This is a genomic window from Stenotrophomonas sp. YJH_SMC_73 (genome assembly GCF_059370155.1).
The window spans coordinates 702,770-727,923 of record NZ_JCAFTJ010000001.1 but is presented as its reverse complement, the minus strand read 5'-3'; the positions used below and the strand labels follow the sequence as shown (position 1 = coordinate 727,923).

The 25,154-nt window shown below is 69.0% G+C and carries 15 protein-coding genes and 1 pseudogene; 4 read left to right on the top strand and 12 right to left on the bottom strand.

Features of this window, described 5'->3' with window-relative positions; translation table 11 throughout:
- Positions 1–164 precede the first annotated feature (164 nt).
- Positions 165–278: pseudogene (locus AC5P8R_RS03225) on the top strand (16S rRNA (uracil(1498)-N(3))-methyltransferase); the annotation flags it as partial.
- A 99-nt stretch (positions 279–377) separates the two neighbouring features.
- On the opposite strand, the gene AC5P8R_RS03220 reads toward AC5P8R_RS03225, so the two are convergent.
- From AC5P8R_RS03220 to pilG, 7 genes are all read right to left on the bottom strand, one after another.
- Positions 378–842: a chemotaxis protein CheW gene (locus tag AC5P8R_RS03220; protein WP_014648089.1), complete on the bottom strand. Its 465-nt coding sequence runs from the start codon at positions 840–842 to the stop codon at positions 378–380.
- Positions 839–2,176 carry a chemotaxis protein CheB gene (locus AC5P8R_RS03215; protein ID WP_049441322.1) on the bottom strand — a complete coding sequence of 446 codons (1,338 nt, stop codon included), beginning with the start codon at positions 2,174–2,176 and terminating at the stop codon, positions 839–841. Before AC5P8R_RS03215 ends, AC5P8R_RS03220 begins: the two co-directional genes overlap by 4 nt.
- On the bottom strand, positions 2,163–8,894 hold the full coding sequence (locus AC5P8R_RS03210; RefSeq protein WP_495222981.1) for an Hpt domain-containing protein: 6,732 nt from the start codon (positions 8,892–8,894) through the stop codon (positions 2,163–2,165). The genes AC5P8R_RS03215 and AC5P8R_RS03210 overlap by 14 nt, the downstream gene beginning before the upstream one ends.
- Positions 8,895–8,994: 100 nt before the next feature.
- A complete protein-coding gene (locus tag AC5P8R_RS03205; RefSeq protein WP_014038185.1) occupies positions 8,995–11,031 on the bottom strand; it encodes a methyl-accepting chemotaxis protein in 2,037 nt (678 codons plus the stop codon).
- A gap of 41 nt (positions 11,032–11,072) precedes the next feature.
- Positions 11,073–11,603: a chemotaxis protein CheW gene (locus AC5P8R_RS03200; protein WP_014648092.1), complete on the bottom strand. Its 531-nt coding sequence runs from the start codon at positions 11,601–11,603 to the stop codon at positions 11,073–11,075.
- A complete protein-coding gene (locus AC5P8R_RS03195) occupies positions 11,603–11,965 on the bottom strand; it encodes a response regulator transcription factor (protein WP_014648093.1) in 363 nt (120 codons plus the stop codon). Before AC5P8R_RS03195 ends, AC5P8R_RS03200 begins: the two co-directional genes overlap by 1 nt.
- Before the next feature lie 18 nt (positions 11,966–11,983).
- Positions 11,984–12,385, bottom strand: coding sequence for a twitching motility response regulator PilG (gene pilG / locus AC5P8R_RS03190; protein WP_005418455.1), 402 nt, complete (start codon positions 12,383–12,385; stop codon positions 11,984–11,986).
- A gap of 240 nt (positions 12,386–12,625) precedes the next feature.
- Here pilG and gshB point away from each other — a divergent pair, with 240 nt between their 5' ends.
- Together gshB and AC5P8R_RS03180 are read left to right on the top strand one after the other, a co-directional pair.
- Positions 12,626–13,573 carry a glutathione synthase gene (gene gshB / locus AC5P8R_RS03185; protein WP_032959093.1) on the top strand — a complete coding sequence of 316 codons (948 nt, stop codon included), beginning with the start codon at positions 12,626–12,628 and terminating at the stop codon, positions 13,571–13,573.
- Positions 13,573–14,457, top strand: a complete 885-nt coding sequence (locus AC5P8R_RS03180; protein WP_014648095.1) for an energy transducer TonB family protein — start codon at positions 13,573–13,575, stop codon at positions 14,455–14,457. Before gshB ends, AC5P8R_RS03180 begins: the two co-directional genes overlap by 1 nt.
- A gap of 574 nt (positions 14,458–15,031) precedes the next feature.
- Here the strand turns inward: AC5P8R_RS03180 and tsaB are convergent.
- The 4 genes from tsaB to mrcB form a co-directional block, all read right to left on the bottom strand.
- A complete protein-coding gene (tsaB, locus tag AC5P8R_RS03175; protein WP_049440310.1) occupies positions 15,032–15,745 on the bottom strand; it encodes a tRNA (adenosine(37)-N6)-threonylcarbamoyltransferase complex dimerization subunit type 1 TsaB in 714 nt (237 codons plus the stop codon).
- A 9-nt stretch (positions 15,746–15,754) separates the two neighbouring features.
- Complete coding sequence (gene yoaA / locus AC5P8R_RS03170) at positions 15,755–17,803, bottom strand: DNA repair helicase YoaA (protein ID WP_495222980.1); 2,049 nt, start codon at positions 17,801–17,803, stop codon at positions 15,755–15,757.
- A 603-nt stretch (positions 17,804–18,406) separates the two neighbouring features.
- A complete protein-coding gene (locus tag AC5P8R_RS03165) occupies positions 18,407–18,943 on the bottom strand; it encodes a hypothetical protein (RefSeq protein WP_014648099.1) in 537 nt (178 codons plus the stop codon).
- Positions 18,940–21,378 (bottom strand): penicillin-binding protein 1B, encoded by a 2,439-nt coding sequence (gene mrcB / locus AC5P8R_RS03160; RefSeq protein WP_014648100.1) that lies wholly within the window; start codon positions 21,376–21,378, stop codon positions 18,940–18,942. The genes AC5P8R_RS03165 and mrcB overlap by 4 nt, the downstream gene beginning before the upstream one ends.
- A gap of 96 nt (positions 21,379–21,474) precedes the next feature.
- Between mrcB and AC5P8R_RS03155 the strand changes: the two genes are divergently transcribed.
- Positions 21,475–23,574 (top strand): glycosyltransferase, encoded by a 2,100-nt coding sequence (locus AC5P8R_RS03155; protein ID WP_262088065.1) that lies wholly within the window; start codon positions 21,475–21,477, stop codon positions 23,572–23,574.
- On the opposite strand, the gene AC5P8R_RS03150 is transcribed toward AC5P8R_RS03155, so the two are convergent.
- Positions 23,571–25,136: a hypothetical protein gene (locus AC5P8R_RS03150; protein ID WP_046432065.1), complete on the bottom strand. Its 1,566-nt coding sequence runs from the start codon at positions 25,134–25,136 to the stop codon at positions 23,571–23,573. The two genes, AC5P8R_RS03155 and AC5P8R_RS03150, sit on opposite strands and share 4 nt — an antisense overlap.
- Positions 25,137–25,154 lie beyond the last annotated feature (18 nt).

The following is a 25,154-nucleotide window of genomic DNA, read 5'->3' as shown; positions in this document are numbered from 1 at the left end:
TCTGGGGTAAGGCTTCGTGGTAGTGCCGGCCGCTGGCCGGCATCCACGGGATCATGAGGTTGCCGGCCAGCGGCCGGCACTACCAGCTACCCGACCGGCGGATTGCCGATCAGGCCGCCTGCGGATGTCGACGCTGGAAGCCGCTCCCGCTGGCGGCATCGTGATTGCAATCGGCGGGATTCCAGGGGCTGCAACTGGGGCCGCGGATCCTGCGCACGGAAACGGCCGGGCTGGCCGCGATCGCGGCGTTGCAGGCGCGGTTGGGCGATCTGGGGTAAGGCTTCGTGGTAGTGCCGGCCTCTGGCCGGCATCCACGGGATCATGAGGTTGCCGGCCAGCGGCCGGCACTACCAGCTACCCGACCGGCGGATTGCCGATCAGGCCGCCAGCGAATCCAGCGCCGCTTCCAGTGCATCCAGGTTCGGCAGCAGCGCGCTCTGCTCACCCAGCAGCACGCGCATGTGCACGATCTGCGGCAGGGTTTCTTCGGAGGCGTCGGCCAGCAGGCCGTCGCGCGGCACCGAGATCAGCTGCGGGAAGTTCTGCGTCAGCAGCGCGTAGTACGGGCGCTGCGCGTTGCCGCTGAGGGACTTCAGTACCACCACCTTGTTGTGGCCGGCCACCGTCTCTTCGCCCAGCCCGGAAAGGCGTGCGAACGACACCAGCGGCACCTGCCAGCCGTGCCAGCCGATCTCGCCAACCAGCCAGCGCGGCGCATCGGAGACCGGCTGCACCGGTACGCGCGACATCATTTCGGCCACGGTGGCATTGGGCAGCAGTACGCGCTCGTTGCCGGCCTGGATCAGGACGCCGCGTATTTCGTCGTTGCTGGCGTAGCTCATGGTGCCTCTCCGTTGTCGTCCTGCTCACCCCAGCGCGCGGCAATTGCCTGCGCCAGCTCCTGCGGTTCACCGGCCACCATGCCGGCAGCAACCACGGCGGTGGCCGCAGCCGGGTCGTAGCAGCCCTCGCCTACCTGCCCGGCCACCCACGCACCGGCGGCCGCCAGGTCCAGCGCCGGGCCGACATGGGCCAGGTCGGCACCGCTGAGCAGCACCAGCGCAGTGTGTGCGGCCGGCAATGCAGCGAGCGAAATACCGGTGGCATCGCTCTGGAAATGCAGGCCATCGCTGGCCGCGCGCACGCCGATATCATCAGCCAGCACGTGGACCTCGCCCGGCGCGGCGCGCTGGCCGGCCTCGGCCAGCTGCACCGGCAACGGCGAAACACGCGACATCTGCTTGACCAGGTTGCCGTAGCGGCCACCGTCCAGGCGCATGTGCACCAGGACCGGCACGCTCAACGACGCGGGCAGTGCGCCGAGCAGGCGACGCAACGCATCCGGGCCACCGATGCCGGCCAGCACCAGCACTGATGCGGCGCGCGCACCGGCCGGGGCGGCGGCATCCAGATCGACCAGGGTCAAATGATCGGTATCGAAGGAGGGCTGCGGCGCAGCGGCCGGCGCCGCCACTTCTGCCGGTGCCGGCGCTTCGATCGATTCCTCGACCAGCGACCAGGCGGTGTGATCGAAGGAGATCGGCGGTGCCGCAGGCGCCGCCGGTTCGGCCGGCGCTTGCGGCGGCGAAGGCGGATCCCGTGGTTCGGGCACGTCCGGCTGCAGTGCCGCCAGGGCCTGCTCCAGCGCGATCGGTTCGTGCAGGTGTGCCGGCGGCGAATACAGACCGTCGGCCGGAACGTCATCGGCCCAGCTCAGCGCCTGCGCCAGATGCGGCTGCAGGGCTTCTTCCTGCGGTGCCGGCGCGGGCGCCGGATGGCCGGGCTCCAGCTGCAGGCTGGGCTCTTCCTCGGCACCCGGCGGCAACACCTGCTGGTGGCCGTGCAGCTTGGCCGCCAGATGGCGCCCCCAACGCTGCGCCTCCCAGCCGTCGCGGCGCGCGGCCAGCTCGGCCTCATCGAACACCAGGGTCAGCCCCGGTGCCGAGAGCGCGGCGTCCAGCCGTTCCAGTGCGTCCTCGATGGCCGCTTCCAGCGCGATCACCACGAACTGCGGATCCGCAGCCTGCAGGACCTGTGGCTCCAGGCCGTTCGGGTCATCTTCCAGAACCAGCTGCACATCTGCATGCGACAGCGCCTCGCGCAGGCGTTCGCGCGCCGCACCGGGGCGGGCCAGCAGGGCGACGGCCGGGGCCGGATGGGTTTCACTCACGGACACGGGCGATCCCCAGCAGGTCGTACACGTTACGCATCAGGTCCAGTTCCTGGTACGGCTTGCCCAGGTAACGCTGGACACCGATCTCGAAGGCGCGCTGGCGGTGCTTGTCGCCGCTGCGCGAGGTGATCATCACGATCGGCACATCCTTGTAGCGCGGGTCGGCGCGCATCGCCGTGGCCAGCTCGTAGCCGTCCATGCGCGGCATCTCGATATCCAGCAGCATCAGGTCCGGCACGCGCTCTTCCAGCCGCTCCAGTGCTTCCACGCCATCGCGGGCGACGCTGACTTCGAAGTTGTGCCGTTCGAGGATGCGTCCGGTCACTTTGCGCATGGTCAGCGAGTCATCGACCACCATCACCAGCGGCACCTGGCGTTCGTCGCGCGGTGCATTGGCCAGCACCGGTGCGGTCGGATTGGCGAGGAAACGGCGCACCAGCGGCGCGACGTCCAGGATCACCACCACGCGACCATCGCCGGTGATGGTGGCACCGTAGATGCCCGGTACCGATGCGATCTGCAGGCCGACCGGCTTGACCACGATTTCGCGGTTGCCCAGCACCTGGTCGATCGCCACGGCAGCGCGCAGGTCACCGGCACGCACCAGCAGCAGCGGCACCTGCTCCTGGCCATCGGCGCGTGCCGGGGCCTGCCCGACCAGGCTGCCGAGGTCATACAGCGGATAGTCTTCGCCGCTGTAGCGGTAGCTGCTGTCGGCGGCCTCGAAGCGTTCGCGTGACAGGCGGCCGATACCACTGACCGAGGCCACCGGCACGGCGAAGGTGGTTTCACCGATCTGCACGAACACCGCCTGGGTGACGGCCAGCGTCTGCGGCAGGCGCAAGGTGAAGCGCACGCCCTGGCCACGCACCGACTGGATGTCGACCGAGCCGCCGAGCTGGCGCACTTCGTTGCGCACCACGTCCATGCCCACGCCACGACCCGCCAGCTGGCTGACCTGGTCGGCGGTGGAGAAACCGGAGGCGAAGATCAGGTTGTCCAGTTCCTGCTCGCTGGGCTGCGCATCGGCGGCCAACAGGCCACGATCGATGGCGCGGCGGCGGATCGCTTCGCGGTCCAGGCCAGCACCGTCATCGGCCACTTCCAGCACGATTTCCGAGCCTTCACGGTGCAGGCGGATGGCGACTTCGCCCTCCTCCGGCTTGCCGGCGGCGCGACGCTGTTCCGGCGCCTCCAGGCCGTGGGCCACGGAGTTGCGCAGCATGTGTTCGAGCGGCGCGACCATGCGATCGAGGACATTGCGGTCCAGTTCGCCGTGGGTGCCCTCCAGGGTCAGGTGCACCTGCTTGCCGGTATCCATTCCGGACTGGCGGACCACGCGGCGCAGGCGCGGCACCAGGCCATCGAACGGCACCATGCGCGCGCGCATCAGGCCATCCTGCAGCTCGGAGCTGACGCGCGACTGCTGTTGCAGCAACGAATCGTACTGGCGTGACAGATCGTCGAGCACGCCCTGCAGGCCCCCGAGATCGGCCGCCGACTCGTTCAGTGCACGGCTGAGCTGCTGCAGCGTGGAGAAGCGGTCCAGTTCCAGCGGATCGAACTTCTGATCGGCCTGGTCCTGCTCACGCTGGTAGCGGGCGACGATCTGCGCCTCGGTTTCCAGGTCGAGTCGGCGCAGCTGGTCGCGCAGTCGCGCATTGGTGCGCTCCAGCTCGCCCATCGCGCCGCGGAAGGCACCAAGCTGCTGTTCCAGGCGCGAGCGGTAGATCGCCACTTCACCGGCATGGTTGACCAGGCGGTCGAGCAGATCCGCGCGCACGCGCACCTGTTCCTGCTGCGGGCGCGCCAGCGGATCTTCATCGATCACGCCTTCGGCCGGCAGCGGTGCCGACAACGGCGCATCGAGCAGTGCCGGCGCAGGGCCGGCGACCGCTGCCGACGCGGTTTCTGCAACGCTCGCCACGTCCGCTGCGCCTGCGGCAGCCGCTGCTGCTGCGGCAATATCGGTGGTGGTACGCACTTCGAACGCATCGACCAGATCCTGCGCCGGTTCCACCACGCGGTGGTTACCGGTGCGGGTCAGCAACTGGTGCAGGCGATCGAATCCGCGCTCCAGCAACTGCACATCGCGGCGTTCGATCTCGGTGCGACCGGCGGCGACCGCCTCCAGCAACGATTCGATGCTGTGGCCGAGATCACCGATGGCGTTGATGCCGGCCATGCGTGCGCCACCCTTCAGGGTGTGCAGGTCACGCTGCAGGCCGGCCAGCACCTCGCGGTCCTGCGGTGCATCACGCAGCTCGCTGATCAGGCCATCGCAGTGGTCGAGCAGGTCCTTGCCTTCCTCGACGAAGATGTCGACCAGCTCGCGATCGTAGACGCTGAAGTCGAGCGTATCGGTGCTGTCTTCCGGCACCGGCATGGCAAGGATGTCAGGTGTCACGGTTTCAGGCACGTCGGCTTCGGGCGCGCTGGCTGCCACGGCATCCGACACCGCAACCGCATCGACGCCGGCAGCTTCGGCGTGGACCTCCGCCTGGCCCGGCGCGTCTTCCAGTTCGAAGAAGCGTACCGGTTCGGCGGTGGCCTGCGCTGCGGCCTCCGCGATCTCCTCATTCACCGTCGCCGGGGACGGCTGATCGGCGCTCTCTCCTTCACCGATCGCCGCCTCCCCGCCGACGTCCGCATCCTCGGCAACGGCTTCCGCCTCGCCCGGCGCGAGTTCGCTGGCCTGCAGGCCGAGCACGGGCCATTGCCCGTCGTCGGCCAGGGGCTGCTCTTCGTCGATCACGTGCAGGCCGGCCTCGAGCGCGGCTTCCAGCGAGACCGGTTCTGCAAACCCCGGCGCAGCCATTTCATCCTGCAGGCTCGACAGCTCGCTGTCGAGTGGCAGTGCAGCAGGCATTTCGAACGCCGTGGCATCAGCGCCGTGCGCGTGATCGGCCGAGGGCGCATTCAGGTCAGATGCGACGGCTTCGACAGCGGCCGGAGTCTCTTCGACGTCGCGGTCGTCAACCGGCAGCGCACTGGCATCCAGGTACGGCGACAGATCATCCACGACGGTCAAACCGGCATCGTCGGACAACCGCAGCACGCCTTCGGCCTCCGCCTCGACACCGGCTACGGCAACGGCTGGAACGTCGTCGGCCACCTGGATCGATTCGACCACCGGCAGCGACGCATCCTCCTCACCCGGTACGGACGGCCATCCGGCATCGAAGTAGCGCGAAAGATCATCGCTGGCCGTCAGCTCACCGACCTCCAGCCCGGCCTCGATCGCCACGTCGGCGACCGGGGCTTCGGCAGTATCGGCACGTGCTTCCGCGTCCTGCTCCGGTGCGGCAAACGAATGCGGCACCGCATCGGATTCAAGCGCGACGGCTGTCGATGCATCCGCGTCCAGTTCCACCGGCGGTTCGTCATCCAGCGCCAGATCGTCTTCTTCGTCTTCCAGGCCCACCATCGGCCAGCGCGCTTCCGGCAACGCGCCAGCCAGCGCCTGCAGGCGCTGCGCGAGTACCTGTTGCGGCGCGATGCGCGGCTGTTCGGCCTGCAACGCTTCCATGGTGGCGGTGATCGCCTGCGCAGTCGCATCCAGGGCGGCTACGCCTTCATCACCCGGGACCACCTCGGCGGCCAGTGCGCGCTTGATGTAGGACTCCGCGCCGCCGGTCACCGCCGTGATCTCGGGCACTTCGGTCATCGCGAAGGCGCCGTTCATGGTGTGCACCGCGCGCAGCAGTGCATCGCTGACCGGTTGCGGCGCCTGCTGCGCCGAACGCAGCCAGTCCTGCAGGGTGGCCTGGTGGACTTCCACCTCGGCCTCGAGAATCTCGCGCAGCACGCTGTCGATGTTGGCCGGCGTACCGGCCACTTCGGCCTCCACGTCGGTATCGGCCGGCGCCGAGGCGGCAGCCTCCGCGTCGAGAATGCGGCTGATCTCGTCTTCGCCGTCAGCTTCAGCAACCGGTACAACCGGCGCAGCCGCACCCGGCAGCGGTACGTAGTAGGTTTCCTCGCCTGCGCCGACACGATCGGCAATGGCCTGCATGGCCTGCAGGTCGACGCTGATGCGCTGGCCGTGGCGCAGCGCTGCGTTCAGCTGTGGCAGCGCCGCATGTGCGTTGTCGACCATCGCCAGCACCGCCGGCGAGGCGGCGCGGCTGCCATCCAGCACGCGGTTGAGCATGCCTTCGATCTTCCACGCGAACTCGCCCAGCGTACGTGCGCCAACCAGGCGGCCACTGCCCTTGAGGGTATGGAAGATGCGGCGGATCGGGCGCAGCCGGTCCATGTTGTCCGGCTGCATGCGCCACGCCGGCAGCAGCGTGCCCAGATTGGCGAGCTCGTCGTCGAACTCTTCCAGGAACACCTCGCGGATGTCCTCGTCGATGTTCTCAGCGTCGTCGTCGAAGCCGGCGTCAAAGCCCGTAGTCGCGTCGGCATTGGCGTCGGCGCCGGTCGCAACGACCGCCTCCGGTGCCGTCGCGGTGGGCATCGCCTGCGGATTGAAGCCGGCAGCGGCTGCGCTCAGCTCGGCGAAGAACTGGGCATCGGCTTCGCTGAAATCGATCGGCGCGATGGTGTCGATATCGATCACCGACACGGCCGGCGCCGACGTTTCCGCTGCCGGGGCGGGCGCTTCGATCGACGGCGGCGTGATCGACGATGCCGGCAGGTCATCCGGAGCCTCGTCCACCCTGACCTCCGCCGCAGGCGATGCATCGGCCAGCGGCGGCGCCACGGCATCGACGATCTCCAGCGACGGATGCAACCCGGCGTCATCGTCCAGCGACAACGTTTCCATCGCATGCAGCGACAGCACGTCGTCAGCGTTGTCCAATGCATCGGCGTCGAAGCGGAACACCACGTCGTCGGCCTCGGCAACCGCGCCCTGTTCGGCCGCTACCGGATCGAACACCGGCGCAGCATCGAATCCGGTCACGGGCGAAACCATGCTGTCCGTCGTCTCGTCGATCGCAGGCGCTGCGCTTTCCTCGAGCACCTGCGGCGCCTCGGACAGCGACCACTGCGGTGCATCGGCGTGATCGCTGTCGGCCAGTTCGAAGCTGACGGGATCGAAACTGGCGAACGTCGGCGCGCGTTCGTCGCCGGCGGGCGCGGCCGCCTCGGCTTCGGGGTAGAACGGCGCCAGCTCCCACTGCGGGACATCAGGCGCAGGTGCGCTGGACGCGGCGAAGACCAGCGATGCCTCGGCATCATCCTGTGTTGGCAGCGGCGAGGCGCCAGCATCCAACGGGCTGGCGGCCACGACGCCCGCGGTGCCCAGCGCGCCGAACATCAGGCTGTTGTCGGGCACCCTCGGTGCCGGTGTGGCCGGCGGCGGATCGAAGGTGAAGTCCGGCAGCGATACCGGCACGTCGCCGGCCGCGGGCGCAGCAGGCTGCACCGGTACCTCGATGCGCTCGGGCTGCAGCGGCTCGACCTGCACCGGCAGCGGCTCACGTTCGATCGCAAGCGCTGCCGGCGCTTCCGGTGCGGCGGCGTTGCGTTCGGGCAGCGGCCAGTAGCGCAGTGCCTCGAGGCTGCTGCGGGTGATTTCGAGGATGTCTTCGCGGCCCGGGCGACGATCGCGCAGGGCTTCCAGGTAGTACTCCAGGCTGGCCATGGCATCGGCCAGGGTGTCCAGCTGGCGGCCGCTGGGCACGCGCTGGCGGCCGATCAGCTCGGCCTCGATGTACTGCTGCACGCCACGCAGGTAATCGGCGGCGGTACCCAGGTCGAGCATGCGCAGCGCGCCGGACACATCGCCCAGCAGGCGCGGTACATCCTGCAGCTCGGCATGGTTCCAGCTGGTTTCGATGAAGGCGACGAAATGCTCGCGGGCGGCAGCGAAGTTGGCGATGGCTTCATGGGCCAGCACTTCCACCGTGCGCCGGTTCTCCACCGCGCTCGGATCGTCCTCGCCACTGCCGCCGGCGCCCAGATGGGCAACCTGGTCGTCCAGCGAGGCATCGACGTACAGCAGCGCACCGGCGATATCCAGCAGCAGGTTCTCGTCGATCTGCTGGCGCCCCTCGACCACGCCACGCAGCGCGTCGCGCTGCTGCACGACCACGCCGCGGGCCACGCCCAGGCCCATCATGCCCAGCGTGTCGGCCACGGCGCCCAGTTCGTTGGCCTGGGTCTGCAACTGTTCCGGTGCACCGCCGGTGCGCAGGTGCAGGTCAAGCGCATCCTTGATGCGCAGCAGTTCTTCCTTCACTGCGCTGCCGACGGTATCGAGCAGCTCGCGGTTGCGCCCGCTCAGGCTGCCCCGGGCATGGTCCAGTTCGGCCTCGGTGGCGGTAATGCTGTCCGGCGCAAAGGCCAGCAGCACGCTGTCGTTGACACCTTCTTCGCCACGCGACGCGCGGATCTCGTTGAGCAGCGGCATCAGCACGATCGGAATGTCGCGATGGCCGTTCTGCAGGCGCTCCAGATAGTCCGGCAGCAGCACGCTGCCACGCATCAGGGTCGCACAGGCTTCATCCCGGTCGGCCACCTGGCCGGCGCCGATGGCATTGGCCAGCTGCTCCAGCTCTTCGGCCACCATCGCCGGGGCATACAGTTCAACCATGCGCAGAGTGCCCTGCACCTGGTGCAGGTAGCCGGCGCAGATGCGCATGCGGCTGGCATCGCTCGGGTCTTCCGCGTAGTACTCGACCTCGTTGCGCACCTGGCGCAGGGTCTCGTCCAGCTCGGGCTTGACCCAGCCCAGCGCTGCGTGGCTCATCGCATCGCGCAGACTGCTCATGGACGCGCTCCGTTCGCCGCCGCGCGATGGCCGCGCGGATTCTGGCGTGGGGAATGGAAATGCTTCATCGACTGGTTCCTTGCTCGCCGCCCTGCCCGCGTCACGCCGGCAGCTTGAAGTCGGCGACCGAACGGCGCAGGTCCGCCGCCAGCTGCGCGAGGTGGCCGATCGACTCTGCGGTCTGCCCGGCACCCTGCGAGGTCTGGCCGGTGATCTGCCGGATCACGCCCATGGTGCGGGTGATGTCCGAGGCCGCGGCCGACTGCTGCTGGGCGGCGATGGAGATGTTCTTGATGAGGGTATTGAGGGCGTTGGACACGCGCTCGATCTCGGTCAGCGCGGTACCGGCGTCCTCGGCCAGGCGCGCACCGGACACCACTTCGGCCGTGGTCTGCTCCATCGAGGTGACCGCTTCGTTGGTATCGGCCTGAATGGCCTGGACCAGGTTTTCGATGCGTCGGGTCGCACCCGAGGTACGTTCTGCCAGGCGCTGCACTTCGTCGGCCACAACCGCGAAACCGCGGCCCGCTTCGCCCGCCGACGCCGCCTGCACCGCCGCGTTCAGCGCCAGGATGTTGGTCTGCTCGGAAATGTCATTGATCAGTTCCACGATCGAGCCGATTTCCTGCGACGACTCGCCCAGGCGCTTGATGCGCTTGGAGGTTTCCTGGATCTGGTCGCGGATCTGGTCCATGCCCTGGATGGTCTCGCGCACCACGCCGGCACCTTCGGCGGCGATCACCACCGAGCGCTGTGCCACGTCGGCCGACTCGGCCGAGTTGCGCGACACCTGCTCGATGCTCGCTGCGATTTCGCCGATGCGGTCCGAGGCGGAGGTGATCTGGTTGGCCTGGTGGCCCGCCGCCTCTGCCAGCTGCATCGCGGTGGCCTGGGTTTCCTGGGTGGACATCGCGACCTTGGCCGAGGTGTCGTTGATGGTGGTCACCAGGTGGCGCAGCTCGTCCACCGCATAGTTGATCGCGTCGGCGATCGCGCCGGTCATGTCCTCGGTCACCGAGGCCTTCACCGTCAGGTCACCCTCACCGAGCGAGGAGATTTCGTCCAGCAGCCGCATGATCGCCTGCTGGTTGCGGCTGTTGAATTCCACCTGGGTCTGGTAACGCAGTTCCTGCTCGCGCGAGCGGCTGCGCACGTTGGTGGAGACGAAGCCGATGATGGCGATCAGCGACAGCGCGCCGGACACCACGCCGATCCAGAAGTTGGGGAACAGGCGGGTGTCGGACACCGAGCCGAACGAGGAGAACGCATCGAACAGCTTGCGGCTGTCGTCCAGCATGTGGGCCGAGCCCTGGCCCAGCGCGGTCGCCGCCGACTGCGCCGCGAACAGCTGGCGCGAGCTGGCCAGGATCGCGTCGGCGTCCTGCTTCATCGCTTCCCACTTCTGCTGCGACTGCTCCAGTGCGGCCACGGCGGCAGCACCGCGCACGGCGGTGATGCCCAGTTCCTCGTTGCCGTTGCGCAGGCCGTCGAGCACCTGCGAGAACACGGTGATGTCACGCGCCAGCGCATCCCCGGAGGTCGCTGCGGCGCTGCCACCGGCACGCATTTCGGTCACCCGACGGGCCATCGAACCGGCCACCACGACCTGCTGCAGTGCGCTGTACACCTGCGACGAGGGGGCGCCGGAGGCGGACATCGCGCGCACCAGCTCGTTCAGCTGGGCCTGCAGGCCCGGTACCGCGCCGGTGAAGTTGTTGGCATTGCCGGCCAGCGCCAGCACCGCCGGCTCGCTGGCCACCAGCTGCCCGGCCTGCTTGCCCAGCGGCGCCCAGGTTTCGCCCAGGGTGGCGATGGCGCCGGACACGCCCGGCTCCTTGCCATAGCGGCCCTGCAGCGTCGACACGTTCTGTTCGATCGCGTTGCGGGTGGCCTTGAAGGCGGTGAAGGCCTGGGCGTTGCCGCCGACCGCGTCACGTCCCTGGTTGGCCAGCTGCTGCGACAGCACCTGCAGGTCGGCGGCCTTGGAGCCGGCGTCGGCAAGGCGGCTGCCCTGCCAGGTGGCGACGCCGGTGTTGACGCCGAACAGGATCATCGATGCCAGCAGCAGGAACAGCCAGAGGTTGCTGCCGCCCAGCCGCAGCTTGCCGGTCTTGGTGGCGTCCGAAGCAGTACTCATCGTTCAACCTCGATCTTCAATGCAGGGGGCGATGCCCGGCCTCAGGCCGCGGCTTGCCGGAATTCAGGGGTGCGCGACAGCAGCGAGAGCGAGAACACGCCCCAGTCATGGCCGTCGGCATGGAAGGCACGGTCAACGAAATGGCCGTAGCGGCCTTCGGCCAACGTGCCCGCGTCGATCTGCTGGTCCAGCTCGAAGCTGCGCTGGCCGAACAGTTCATCGATGGTCAGTGCGACGTCGCCGCCAGCCTGGCGCATGATCAGCACGCGCTGGCCTTCCTGCTGCACGGTGCGCGTGCCTTCCAGGAAGTACTTCAGGTCGACCACCGGGAACAGGTTGCCACGCAGGTTGCCCACGCCCAGCAGCCAGGGCTGCGCGCAGGGCACCGGGGTCACCGGCGGCATCGGCACGATTTCCACCACTTCGCGGAAATCGGACACCAGCCGGCGCTGGCCGACGCGGTAACCGACGCCACGCCACAGGTCCTGGGCGAACTGCCGCCCGGGCAGCTGCACTGCATGGGCCAGGCTGCGTCGTTCGTAGGCTTCAAGGATGTCGAAGGGCGAGCGCATCAGGCCACCAGTTCGTTGATCCGCGCGATCAGTTCATCCTCGCGCGGCGGCTTGACGATGTAATCGGCTGCGCCCTGGCGCAGGCCCCAGGCCTTGTCGGTTTCCATCGCCTTGGTGCTGACGATGATCACCGGGATGTGCTTGATCGCCGCATCGCGGGCCATCGCCCGGGTGGCCTGGAACCCGCTCATGCCGGGCAGGACCACGTCCATCAGCACCAGCTGCGGCGCCTGGTCGCGGACCAGCTGCAGGCCATCCTCGGCGTTGTCCGCTTCCAGCACCTCGTGGCCGGCACGGCGCAGCCACTGGGTGAACACCGCGCGGTCGGTCGGTGAATCCTCGATCAGGACGATACGAGCCATTGTGCCTTTCCCCCCTGGTCAGGCGTTGACGTATGTGCGGATGGCACCCAGCAGTTCTTCGCGCGTGAAAGGCTTGGTCAGGTATTGCTCCGAGCCGACGATGCGCCCCCGCGCCTTGTCGAACAGACCATCCTTGGACGACAGCATGATCACCGGGGTCGCCTTGAACAGCTGGTTGCCCTTGATCAGCGCACAGGTCTGGTAGCCATCCAGGCGCGGCATCATGATGTCGACGAAGATGATCTGCGGCTGCTGGTCTGCGATCTTGGCAAGCGCTTCGAAGCCGTCGGTGGCGGTGACCACCTCGCAGCCTTCGCGCTTGAGCAGCGTTTCCGCAGTCCTGCGGATGGTCTTCGAATCATCGATGACCATCACCCGGAGTCCTGCGAGTTCCCCGCCCGCAGTCGTGTTTTCAGTCATTGCCTATCCCCAAGCGCACGGCCCAATCTCTGGCGGGAGCCGCTGCGAAAGCGTATCTATATCGCACTTCCCGCGCCCGCTTCAAGGCCGGCCTGCCGCGCAGGGGGTAGCACCGGGCTGAACGTGACCGGGTTCGCAATGACTGCGCTGCCGGCAGGCGGACGCTGCGTTGCACTACGGCGGGGAGGCGCACGGCCGGCGTTGCCGCTACCATCAACGCCTTGCCTGACAGGTGCGCCCATGCCGTTGAACGTCATCGTGGTGATGGACCCCATCGCCCACATCAAGATCGCCAAGGACACCACCTTCGCCATGTTGCTGGAAGCCCAGCGCCGCGGCCACGCCCTGCACTACGTGCGGCCCGGCGGGCTGGCCCTGGAAGGTGGCGTGGCGGTGGCCCAGACCGCACCGCTGCAGGTGCGCGACGACCCGGCCGGCTGGTATGAGCTGGGCGCGTTCAGCCGTACCGCGTTCGGTCCCGGCCAGATCGTGCTGATGCGCAAGGACCCGCCCGTCGACGCCGAGTACATCTACGACACGCAGGTGCTGGACGTGGCTGCCGCTGCCGGCGCCTGCGTGGTCAACAACCCGCAGGGCCTGCGCGACTACAACGAGAAGCTGGCCGCCCTGCTGTTCCCGCAGTGCTGCCCGCCGACCCTGGTCAGCCGCGATGCCAAGGCATTGAAGGCCTTCGCGCTGGAGCACGGCCAGGCCGTGCTGAAGCCGCTGGATGGGATGGGCGGCCGCTCGATCTTCCGCAGCGGCCAGGGCGATCCGAACCTGAACGTGATCCTGGAAACCCTGACCGACGGCGGCCGCAAGCTGGCGCTGGCCCAGAAGTTCATTCCCGACATCACGGCCGGCGACAAGCGCATCCTGCTGGTCGACGGCGAACCGGTCGACTACTGCCTGGCGCGCATTCCCCAGGGTGACGAGTTCCGCGGCAACCTGGCGGCTGGCGGCCGTGGCGAAGGGCGCCCGCTGAGCGAGCGTGACCGCTGGATCGCCGGCCAGGTTGGCCCGGAGATGAAGCGCCGTGGCATGCGCTTCGTCGGCCTGGACGTGATCGGCGATTACCTGACCGAGGTCAACGTGACCAGCCCGACCTGCGTGCGCGAGCTCGACGCGCAGTACGGCCTGAACATCGCCGGCACCCTGTTCGACGCGCTCGAGGCCGGCCTGCGCTGATGGCGGCCGCACCTGCCGTCCTGCCCCCGCCGGCGCGCGAAGCGCAACGGCTGGGCGCGACCATCGCGCTGTCGATCGTGGTCCACGCCCTGCTGATCCTGGGCGTGGGTTTTGCGGTGAAAGGCGACGCACCACTGGTGCCGACGCTGGAGGTGATCTTCAGCCAGACCCGCACCGCACTGACCCCGAAGCAGGCCGATTTCCTTGCCGCCGCCAGCCAGGAAGGTGGCGGCGAGCACGACCGTGCGCAGCGCCCGCGCGACAACCAGGCCGGCATCGTTCCGCAGGCCCAGGCGGGGCTGAGCCCGGTGCCGCAACAGCAGCAGTCGGCCGCGCCGGCGCCCCCGCCGCAGGCGCGGGTGGTCAGCAGCCGCAACGGCGAAGAGGCAGTGGCCCAGGCGCAGGCGCGCCCGACACCGGAGCAGCCGGAACCGGATGCACCGCTGACCGCGCGCGAACAGCGCGACGCCGAGATGGCACGGCTGGCGGCCGAGGTGCATCTGCGCTCGGCGCAGTACGCCAAGCGCCCGAACCGCAAGTTCGTGTCGGCCAGCACGCGCGAATATGCCTACGCCAATTACCTGCGCGCCTGGGTCGACCGCGCCGAGCGCGTCGGCAACCTGAATTACCCGGACGAGGCCCGGCAGCGCCGGCTCGGCGGCCAGGTGGTGATCAGCGTGGGCGTGCGCCGCGATGGCAGCGTGGAAAGCAGCCGGATCCTGCGTTCAAGCGGGACGCCGTTGCTGGATGAGGCGGCGCTGCGGGTGGTGCAGCTTGCGCAGCCATTCCCGCCGCTGCCGAAGACCGAGGACGAGATCGACATCCTGCAGGTCACCCGCACCTGGGTGTTCCTGCCGGGTGGCACCCTGCACGACGACCGGTAGGGGTTTGTTGCCCGGGCCTGCGGCCCGGGACCCGCTGGAAGCAAAGTCAAAGTCAACATCAACAGCAGCGGTCGGGATATTGGGTTTGGCGGGGCGGTATGGGCTTGCAGGACACGCCGTAAACCCGTCCCTGGGGGCTCGATGGCGCCATCCATGGCGCCAACGGTCCTGCAAGCCCATACCGCCCCGCCTCTGACAGATCCCGACGCATCATTGCTGTTGGTAGGTGTCGACCTTGGTCGACACACATCCACGCTACGCGTGGATGCGAGCGAAGCGATCCGCTGTTGACTTTGATTTTCTTTTGATTTTCCGTGGCGGACGCACACGGAAACTGTCAGAGGTCGGGCGGGGTGGGTTCGCGGGGGTGTCCGCGGCATGGATGCCGCGGCCAAGCCCCCATGGGTGAGGGCGCTTTGCTTGCGAAGCACTGCTTCGCAAGCGCCCGAACGCACAGCCGCCAGCGGCTGGACCGGACCGCGGAGCGGGGTTCACGGCGTCCCCCGCGAACCCACCCCGCCCGGCCAAGCGCGGCTTTGGGTTTATGCGATCAACCAACCCCGCCACGAGGGGCTCAGCCGTTGGCCTTCGCCTTCGCCTCGCGCGCGGCCTGCTGCTCGACCAGGGTCAGTGCCACGTTGTCGCGCAGGTAGGCCGGCTCGACCTTCTCCGGTGCAATGGCTTCGCCGCGCGCGAACGCCGGCACCGCCAGTGCGAGCACGTCCGACGCACGCGGCAATGCCGTGGCGTCGAATCCGCGCAGGCCAGTACCGAGCTGCGCGACCAGCGCACCCTCGGCTGCGGCGAACCCGGTACCGACACCGTAGGCCGACAGCCCTTCCGGCAGCGCCACCGCTGCCGGCGCGCAGACGCGCTCGGCATCGCGCGCGACCGGCAGGCCGTCCACGCGCTCGAAGCGGGCGACGTAGAGTTCGCCCATCCGCGCATCGATGGCCGACAGGATCTGCGTTTCTTCCGCCGGTGCGCGCAGCGCCAATACCTGCAGCGTCGAGACCGGCAGCAGCGGGCGGTCCAGTGCCAGTGCGATGCCCTGGGCAATGGCAATCGCCAGGCGCACGCCCGTGAACGCACCCGGACCGCGACTGAGGGCGATGCCATCAAGCTGGCGACGGCTGATGCCGGCGTCGGCCAGCAGCGCCTCGGCCCACGGCAGGCTCAACTCGGCGTGCCGGCGCGGGGCGATCTCGAAGCGTTCCAGCACCTGCCCATCGACATGCAGGGCAACGGAACAGGCTTCGGTGGCGGTTTCAAAGGCGAGCAGTTTCATTGGATCAGGTCAGAACAAGGGGAACGTAGCACCGGGAGCAGGCTCCGGGCCCGCCGCAACGGCGGCCGGGGCACCCGCATCATCGGCCACGGGCAGCCATTGTGGCCTAAAGAAGGCCTGCACATCGGCCAGGCTGCGGGTGCGCCGGAACGGCGGCAGCGACTCAAGAAAGACCCGGCCATAGCCACGGTTGAGCAGGCGCGGATCGCACAGGACCAGCACGCCCCGGTCGCTTTCGCTGCGGATCAGGCGGCCAACGCCCTGCTTCAGGGCGATCACCGCCTGCGGCAGCTGCTCGTCGCGGAACGGGTTGCCCCCCCGGCTGCGGATCGCCTCCAGCCGCGCCTCGTATACCGGGTCATCCGGTGCCGCGAACGGCAGCTTGTCGATCATCACCACGCTCAGCGCTTCGCCGACCACGTCCACGCCCTCGCGGAAACTGGCCGAGCCCAGCAGCACGCCATTGCCCGATTCGCGGAAACGCTGCAGCAGCGCCGCGCGTGGCGCCTCGCCCTGCACGAACAACGGCCACGGCCCGTCGCGCAGTGCCTCGGCGGCCTCGCGCAATGCACGGTGCGAGGCGAACAACAGGAACGCCCTGCCCTGCGAGGCCTGCAACACCGGCCGCAAGGTCTGGATCAGCGCGGTGCCAAACCCGCGCGCCGCCGGATCGGGCAGGCCTTCGGGCAGGTAGCACAACGCCTGCTCGGGCCAGTTGAACGGGCTCGGCTGGACCAGCGTGTGCGGATCGTCCAGGCCCAGGCGCGTGGCGATGTGGTCGAAGCCACCGCCCACGGTCAGCGTGGCCGAGGTGAAGATCCATGCCGCGCGGCTGCGCTCGCGATGCTCGCGCAGCGGGCCGGACACATCCATCGGCGTGCGCTGGCAGCGGAAACCACGCGGGGTGAGCTCATACCAGAGCACATCGGCGGCACGGGGGGTCTCCGCCGGATCGGTATCGAAATCGAGGGCGGGCTCATCATCGCCCAGCCAGCGCTGCAGCCGCGACACCGCCTCGCGTGCCCGCGCATGACAGGCATCCAGACCCGCCGCCGCCTCGCGCAGCGGTTGCAGTGCCTGCTCCAGCGTCACCAGGCCGGCCATCACCGTATCGAATCCATCGCGCACCTGTGGCATCGCCAGCGCACGCCACTGCGTACCCCGTGGCGGCAGCCCCTCCATCGCCGAGCGCAGCGCCAGCAACGCCTGCTGCAACTGGTCGACCGGTTCCTGCAGGGCCGACTGCGCGCCGCCTACGCCGCGCGCCTCGGCCAGGCAGTCGCGGCCGAGTTCCTGCCACGGGCGCATGCCGAAGCCTTCGCCGAAAAACTGCGCGGCCAACTCGGGCAGCTGATGCGCCTCGTCGATGACAAAGGCCTGCGCCCCCGGCAGCAACTCACCGAAGCCGTCCTGTTTCAGTGCCAGGTCGGCCAGCAGCAGGTGGTGGTTGACCACCACCACGTCGGCAGCCTGCGCACGTTGGCGCGCGCGCACCACGAAGCAGTCGTCCCAGAACGGGCAATCGGTACCCAGGCAGTTGTCGACCGTGGAAGTGACCATCGGCAGAAGCGGCGAGTCATCGGCCAAGCCTTCCAGTTCGGCGATGTCACCGAACTCCGAACGGCCGGACCAGGCCAGGATGCGCTGGAACTGCGCAGCCTGCTCCGGGCTGGAAAAACGCGGTTCGCCCCGCGCCTGCTGCAGGCGGTAGCGGCACAGGTAATTCGCGCGCCCCTTCAGCAGCGCGCTGCGCAGGCCAACGCCCAGTGCCTGGCGCACGCGCGGCAGATCGCGGTGGTAGAGCTGGTCCTGCAACGCGCGGGTACCGGTGGAGATGATGGTGCGCAGCCCGGACAGCAGCACCGGCACCAGATAGGCGAAGGTCTTGCCGGTGCCTGTACCGGCCTCGGCCAGCAGCAGGTCGCGCTGCTGCAGCGCTTCGGCGATGGCGTCGGTCAGGTGCAGCTGTGCCGGACGCGGGACAAAGGCATCCAGATGCGAGGCGAGCGCGCCGCCTTCGCTGAGGGCTTCGCGGCTGGCATGGACAAGGTCGGACATCAGAGGGAGAGGATACCCGGCCGGGCGCTGCCCGGCACCCGTTTCAAGCCAGAGCGCAGGCAAAGGCAACAGCAACAGCGTGGTTCATGGCTCTGGGTTGCTGCGTGTTTGGCGGGGCGGGAGGGGCAGGCAGGACACGCCGTAAACCCGTCCATGGGGGCTCGATGGCGCCATCCATGGCGCCAACGGTCCTGCCTGCCCCTCCCGCCCCGCCTTCGACAGTTTCCCGGTGACGGATGGACGTGCTTCGTGGCGTCGCGCTTGCTCGACTGGATTCAGAAGCGGTGGGTGGAACGGAAACAAGAAGGGGTCGGATCCGTTTTCCTGCGGAAAACGGATACGACCCCACAACGAGTGCGCGCAGCGCGCGACCCGCTTTTGATTTTCTTTTTCTTTTCCGTGGCTGGACGCACACGGAAACTGTCAGAGGTTGGGCGGGGTGGGTTCGCGGGGGTGTCCGCGGCATGGATGCCGCGGCCAAGCCCCCAGGGACGGGTTCACGGCGTCCCCCGCGAACCCACCCCGCCCGGCCAAGCGCGGCTTTTGCTTCTGGCTTCAGCGACCAACCCACAGCCACGAGGGGCTGCGCCGTTGGCTGGAAATTCAGTACCGCTTGATCCCCGGCACCGTGCAGCCCTCAATCTGCGCATGCGCCGACACCGCATTCTCCTTCTCGCCCCGCGCCAGGCGCGACTGCTCGATCGTCGCCCAATGCCGGCGGCACAGCGGCCCGGTCTTCGAGCCCAGATCCACCGCCTTGCGCGCGAAAGTCTCCGCCTGCGCCCACTGGCCCTGCAGCAGCGCCAGTTCGGCACGTTCCTGCAGCACTGCCGGGTCACCCGCCACGATCTCCAGCGCGTGGTCCAGGCTGCTGGCCGCGCCGGCCAGGTCGTTCGCCTGGCGTTGTGCCAGTGCGGTTACCCGCAGATCTTCCACCTGCGAATCACGCAGCGGCTGTACCGACAATTCCTTGTCGTCCGGACCCGCTGCAGCGTCCACCGCAGCCAGGCGCTGCGCCGGCGTGGTGGTATCGACCGGCTTGACCACCGGTGGTGCGCTGCTCACGCAGGCGGCCAGGGCCAGGCTGAGGCCGGTCAGGGCCAGGGGCTGCAGCAGGGATCGCATGTTCATCGGCATCATCGGCTCGGGGGAGGAGTGGCGGCGGCAGGTGCCGCGGCAGGTTCGGCAGGCGCTTCCGGCTTGCGGTCCAGGCCGAACCAGCTGCGCCAGCCACCGCCCTCGCCTTCGGCCTCGCCCTGCCCCTCCGGCGACGCGGCCGGCGCGCACGGCGCATAAGCAGGCGCATAGCCCACCACGAACGGGAAACGACGCGCGCCGGGGCAGCCTTCATCGGTGCTGTTGAGGCCGGTGGGGGCCACCGACTGCCAGTCCAGGCCCTTGTTGCTGACCCGCAGCGGCGCGCTCGGCAGGCGCTGGAAGATGCCCGACCAGACCCGCATCGCGCCGGTGGCGCCATACAGGCCGGCCTGCGCGTTCTGGTCGTTGCCGATCCAGATCACTGCCAGGTGATCACCGGTGTAGCCGGCATACCAGCTGTCACGGCCATCGTTGGTGGTGCCGGTCTTGCCGGCGGGCTGCAGGCGGCCGAGGCCATCGGCATTGAGCCGCTGCGCGGTACCGCTGGCGACCACCTGCTGCAGGCCGACACTGATCAGGTTGGCGGCAATCGAGTCGCCTTCCTGCGCCGGTGCCGGGGTCTTGTCGTATCGCTTGAGCAGCTTGCCCTGCGGATCGAGCACGCCACGCACCGCGTGCAGCGGCTGGATCTCGCCGCCGGACGCCAGGAACTGGTACAGCTGCGCCATCGCGTACGGGCTCTGGTCGGTCGAGCCGAGGATCACCGCCGGGTTGGCGTCAGCCTTGATGCCGGCCAGGACATGGATCAGCTGGGTCACGCGCTCCGGGCCGACCTGCATGCCCACGCGCACCGTGGCCTGGTTGTAGGAATGCGCCAGTGCGTCGATCAGGCGCACCGTGCCGTGGCTGCGGTTGTCCGCGTTGCCGGGACTCCAGTTGCGGCCGCGGCCGAGCTGCACCGTCACCGGCGAATCATCCACCCAGCTGGCCAGCGAGTAACGGTCCGGCTGCGCCAGGGCCAGCAGGTAGACGAACGGCTTGAGCAGCGAACCGACCGGACGCTGCGCCTCGATCGCGCGGTTGAAGCCGACCTCGGACACCTCGCGGCTGCCGATCACCGCCAGCACGTCGCCGTTGTGCACGTCGGTCAGCACCATGCCGGCCTGCAGCTCGGGGCGGCGCTTGCTTTCCAGCGACTTGATGGTGCGGGTCACCGCGCCTTCGGCATAGGCCTGCGCGGACGGCGACATGCCGGTCATCACGCTCAGGCCCGCGCCCTGCAGCGCCGATTCCGGATAGTCATGGCCGAGCTGGCGGCGGACCAGGTCAACGTAGGCCGGGAAGCGGTTGGCTGCCACCAGGCCCGGCGTCTTGGGCACGCCCAGCGGTGCCTTAAGCGCGCGCTGGTACTCGGCATCGTCGATCAGCGTGGCCTCGTGCAGCTTGCCCAGCACGAAGTTGCGGCGATCCAGCGCGCGCTCCGGGTTGCGCCGCGGGTCGTAGAAGGACGGCCCCTTGACCAGGCCGATCAGCAGTGCGATCTGCTCGGTCTCCAGCGACTGCAGGTCACGGCCGAACCAGAACTCGGCGCCGGAGGACATGCCATGGATCGCCTGGCTGCCGCGCTGGCCCAGGTACACCTGGTTGAGATAGGCCTCGAAGATGGTGCGCTTGTCATAACGCGCTTCCATGATCAGTGCGTACAGCACCTCATTGAACTTGCGGGTGACCGTCTGCTCCTTGCCGATGCCGAGCAGGCCGCTGCGGGCCAGCTGCTGGGTCAGCGTCGAAGCGCCCTGGCGGCTCTGGCCACCGGAACGGATCGTCACCCACACCGCGCGCGCGATGCCGGACAGGTCGATGCCGTGGTGGCGGTTGAAGTCCTTGTCCTCCACCGCCTGCAGGCCAGTCACCAGCAGGTCCGGCGCCTCGTCCATGCGGATCAGGCGGCGCTCTTCCTGCTTCTGGCCGTACAGGGTGGCGATGCGCGCCGGATCCAGCCGCGCGGCCTTCAGCGCCTTGCGGTTGTCGGCGTCGCGCAGCGAGGCCACGCCGCCATCGGCCAGCGACAGCTCCACCCGGCGCGGGGCCACCCGGCCGTCAACGTCGTTGAAGCCGCGGCTGGAGATGACGAAGCGCCCGCCGTTCACCGCATAGGTGGCCGGCTCCTTGCCCTGCCCGTCATCGCGGTAGGCAGAGGCGGCCAGCTCGGTCTTCAGCGTAGACGCATCCATCGCCTTGCCGGGGGTGAGCACCAGCGGGCGCGCGTACACGCGCGTCGGGATCTGCCAGCGCAGTTCACCGAAACGCTGGGTCACCTGTTGGTTCAGGTACAGCGTATAGGGAATGAGGAAACCCAATCCCAACGCGACCGCAGCCATGCTCCAGGTGATCAGCCGGCGCCGCCACAGCGGACCGTTGTCCTGCTGGTCGTCGTCGGAATCGTCGATGTCGTCGGAATCGTAGCGTCGGGGCACGGGAATGCGAGAATGTAGGGTCTGGCGAGTCTACCCCAGCCGCTGCGGCTGGCGAATTCTCCCGGGTTCCCCTGCTTAAGCTGGAGTTGCAACCGGATGGCGATGTCCCTGGCCGAGATCCGATACCTGATCAACCGCCTGTCGGGCCTGGCCCGCCGGAGCCTGGCAAGCCTGCGCACCCGTGGCTGGCGTGCCACCTGGCAACGCATCCGCGTGCATGCCCAGCGCGCCGTCCCCGCCCCGCGCACGCCACTGTTCCTGCCGCCAGCGCAGGATTTCGCCCCCTTCACGGTGCCGTTCAGCGAGTCGCCGGAGGTGAGCATCGTCATCCCGGTCTACAACCACGTCGCCCACACCGTGGCCTGCCTGCGCGCCCTGGCGGCGCACCCGCCGGCCGCCGCGTGCGAGATCCTGGTAGTGGATGACGGCAGCAGCGATGCCACCGTGCAGTGGATGCCGCAGGTGGCCGGGCTGCGCTATGAAGTGCGCGCGCACAACGGCGGCTTCATTGAAGCCTGCAATGACGGTGTATCGCGCGCACGCGGCCGCTACGTGGTACTGCTGAACAACGATACGGTGCCGCAGCCGGGCTGGCTCGACGCCCTGCTGGACACCTTCGGCAGCGTGCCCGACGCCGGCCTGGTCGGCAGCCAGCTGCTGTACCCGGATGGCCGCCTGCAGGAGTCGGGCGGGGTGATCTTCGCCGATGGCAGTGGCTGGAGCTACGGCCGCTTCGAGGCCGCCGATGATCCGCGCTTTGCCAGCCTGCGCGACGTCGACTACTGCTCGGGCGCGGCGCTGATGCTGCCACGCGCCCTCTGGCAGCAGCTGGACGGCTTCGACACCCGCTACAAGCCGGCCTACTACGAGGACACCGACCTGGCCTTCCGCGTGCGTGCACACGGCCTGCGCGTGCTGGTGCAGCCGGCCAGCCGGGTGATCCACGACGAAGGCACCAGCAACGGTACCGACACCGGCAGCGGGGTGAAGGCCTACCAGGTACGCAACCAGGCCATCTTCGCCGCCCGCTGGGCCACCGAACTGGGCCGTCATCCGGCGGTCGGCGAAGTGCCGTCTCCGACGCTGCTGCTGCGCGGCCGGCGCCAGGTGCTGATCCTGGACGAGGAAGTACCGCAGCCGGATCGCGATTCCGGGTCACTGCGCCAGGTCAATCTGATCCGCCTGCTGCTGCAGGGCGGCGCCCACGTTGTGTTCGTACCGACCCGGCGCGAGCACGCCGGTGCGGCCACCGAAGCGCTGCAACGGATGGGCGTGGAAGTCTGGTACGCGCCCTTCCTGGACGGCGTAGCCGGCTGGCTGCGCAGCCACGGATCGCGTTTCGACGTGGCAATGCTGGTGCGTCACCACGTCGCCCACGAATGCCTGCCGCTGCTCAAGCGCTATGCACCGCAGGCACGGACCGTGTTCGACACCGTTGACCTGCACTACCTGCGCGAACGCCGCGGTGCCGAAGTCGCCGGCGACGCAACCCTGCTGCGTGCAGCGGAACGTACCCGCAGCAGCGAACTGGCCGTGATGGAGCAGTGCGACATCACCGTGCTGGTCAGTGCGGCCGAACGGGAGCAGCTGCAGTCCGATGCGCCGCAGGTGCGGGTGGAGCTGATCTCCAACCTGCATGAGGTCGCCGGTGCCGGCGCCGTATTCGAGCAGCGGCGCGACCTGGTGTTTGTCGGTGGCTTCCGTCATCCGCCGAACCTGGACGGCATGGAATGGTTCATCGGCGAGGTCTTTGCCCGCATCCGCGCCCGGTTGCCGGAAGTGCGCCTGCACTGCATCGGCGCCGCGGCGCCGGAGTCGCTGCTGGCACTGGCCGCACGCCAGCCCGGTGTGCAGATGCACGGGTTCGTCGAAGACATCACGCCCTACATGGACGGCGCGCGCATCGCCATTGCGCCGCTGCGGTTCGGCGCCGGCGTGAAGGGCAAGATCAACCTGAGCATGGCCCACGGCCAGCCGGTGGTCGGTACCACCTGCGCCGTGGAAGGCATGCACCTGCATCCCGGCCAGGACGTGCTGGTGGCCGATGACGCTGTCGGATTCGCCGATGCGGTGATCCGCCTGTACCAGGATCCACAGCTGTGGCAGCAGTTGTCCGATGCCGGCCTGGCCAACGTCGCCCAGCATTTCTCACTTGATGCCGCCCGCGCGACCGTGCAGCGGGTGTTCTTCGCCTAGTCCGCCCGTCCACCGGCGCGACGCAGGCGGTCTTCGAACGCCGGCAGTTCGGCCAGGTCCGGTTGCAGCAACCGCGCCTGTTCGGCAGCGTGCGCGGCAAAGGCCAGGTCGCCATTGCCGAGCCGTTCGCTGCCGATCGCCAGCCAGCGCTGGGCCAACCGCAGCCGCGCCGAGGGCAGGCCCGCTGCGGTCGGTGACAGCGTCTGCCAGGCCTGCAGGCAGGCACCCGCCGCCTGTACCCGGTTCTGCCGCAGATTGTCGTCGAAGCAGCGGCGACTGGCGGGCAGCAGGCGTGCTGCGGCAGCCTTCACCCGCGTGTCGCGGGGGGCCAGTGACTGGGCTTCGCGCAGTGCGTCGAACGCGCTGTGCCCCGGTGGGCTGATCCACTGCCCTGCACGTTCGGCACGCTCGATCTTGCGCAGGTGGTCGCGCAGCTGGCGTTCGCGCTGCGCCGTACTGATCGCGGGCTGCTGCAGGGCCTGTTGCGCCTGGCGCGCACGCTGCAGGCGCTGTGCCAGTTGCTGCCGGATTGCCTGCGAAGCGCCCAGCTCCGCCGCCAGGGCTGCATCGCGTTGCGCCGCATCGAACTGGAAGTCGTCGGCGGATGTCTGGCTGCGCACGACCACCGCCTGCAGCGCCTGCTCACGCCCCCGCTGGGCATTGGGATCATCGGCCGCCACCGCAAGCACTGCCAGGAAACCCTGGGCCGCGGCGTCCAGCTGCTGTCGTTGCAGTGCCCGCTGCGCCTGCCGCAGGCGCTGGTCCACCGCGCGCGCCAGGGCTTCCTCGCTGGCCGGCAGATCGGCATGACCGGCATCGAACTGGCGGGCACGACGCAGGATCGCGGCCGCCTCGGCCAGCTCTCCGCGCCCTGCCAGCGTGCGCGCCTGCAGCAGCAGGTCGCTCAGCGCATCTTCGCGACCTTCCAGCGCCGGCAGGTTGTCCGGCTGCAGGGCAAGGATGCGCTGGAACAAGGGCAACGCACTGCTGTCGCCATCATCCAGGCGTCCGGCCGCGAACGCGTTGCGCGCCTGGGCCAACAACGCACCAATACCGGCTCCGGCACTGCGTCGCGCCTGCAGCTGGCGGGCGACCGCATCGGCTTCGCCCTGCGGCACCTGCAGCTCACGGGCCAGTGCCAGTGCCTGCGCGCTGCCGTCCAGGTCACCGGCGTGCAGGCGATCGCGCGCCTGTTGCAGCGCTGCCGCGCCGGTATTGGCCAGGCCCTGGCGCGCCTGCGGGCGATCACCGTCCAGCGCCAGCACCGCCTGGTAGCGCTCGCGCGCACCACTGCCATCGGCATCGCTCAAACGACCGGCGGCCAGCGCACGATCCCCCTCGGCCAGCAGCTGTTCGATCTGCGGCTCATCCCAGAACCAGTCGGCCAGCGGCTTGCGCAGCAGGACCAGCAGCACGAACACGGCCAGCGCCGCAAGCAGCGCCCAGCGCCAGACCCGGCGCGCATGGCGTGCCTGCAGCCACCACCAGCGACCCTCGCGACGGACGCGGTCCAGCGCAGGATGTTCAGCGCCATGCGGGCGATGCGGGGGCTCGCGTTCCATGCGTGCAGGGTAGCCGGG